We start from the raw sequence: 842 nt of genomic DNA, 5'->3' as shown, positions 1-842 counted from the left end.
TAGGGCCTGTTTACAATCAGGGGATTCCCAAATCAGCAGAAAATTGATTCAAGGCTGAAAAATGGAGATCAGCCTTGAATCGATTAATGTTGAGCGACACCCAATGGGTGCGGATCGCGCCGCAGTTGCCAGGCAAAGCCGGTGATCCCGGCTGCAGCGCACGTGACAACCGGTTGTTTATCGAAGCGGTCCTTTGGATTGCGCGCACCGGCTCGCCGTGGCGTGATCTGCCGGAAACGTTCGGCAAGTGGTTCACCGCATATACGCGCTTCTGGCGCTGGGCGCAGTCAGGGGTGTGGGAGCGTGTCTTCAAGGACCTCTGCGACGATCCCGATTTCGAATATGTCCTCATCGACGGCACACTCGTTCGGGTCCACCAGCATGGCACCGGCGCAAAAGGGGGACTCAAAATCAGGCCATAGGCCGCTCGCGTGGCGGCCTGACCACGAAAATCATGGCCTTGGTCGACGCTCTTGGCCGTCTCGTTCGCTTCGTCCTGTTGCCCGGCCAGCGTCACGACAGCATCGGGGTCGAACCGTTGATCACCGGCCTCGAGTTCGAGGCGCTCATCGGCGACAAAGCCTTCGATAACAACTGGCTGCGCGCCAGCCTGAACGAACGTGGCGCCGCAGCGGTCATCCCGTCCAAGGCCGATCGGGCTGGGCGTATCCCTCATGATGCCGAAATGTACAAATGGCGCCACTTGGTCGAGAACTTCTTCTGCTATCTCAAGGCGTTCCGACGCATCGCAACCCGCTACGAAAAGACCGATGCTTGCTTTGCCGGGTTCATCAGCCTCGTCGCCGCTTTCTTCGCTATCCGCTGATTGTAAACAGGCCCTA

General features: G+C 58.7%; 1 protein-coding gene. It reads left to right on the top strand.

Annotation, left to right across the window (positions count from 1 at the left end):
• The first annotated feature begins 74 nt into the window (after positions 1-74).
• Positions 75-826, top strand: a protein-coding gene (locus DS839_RS35820; protein WP_368912119.1) for an IS5 family transposase whose coding sequence is annotated in 2 segments (ribosomal slippage) — positions 75-405 and positions 405-826 — 753 coding nt in all. Because the reading frame shifts where the segments join, the coding sequence is not laid out codon by codon here.
• Positions 827-842: the final 16 nt, after the last annotated feature.

The sequence above is a fragment of the Taklimakanibacter deserti genome (assembly GCA_003574785.1).
Note: the sequence above shows the minus strand (reverse complement) of the source record. Positions and strands in the feature narration are given on the sequence as shown.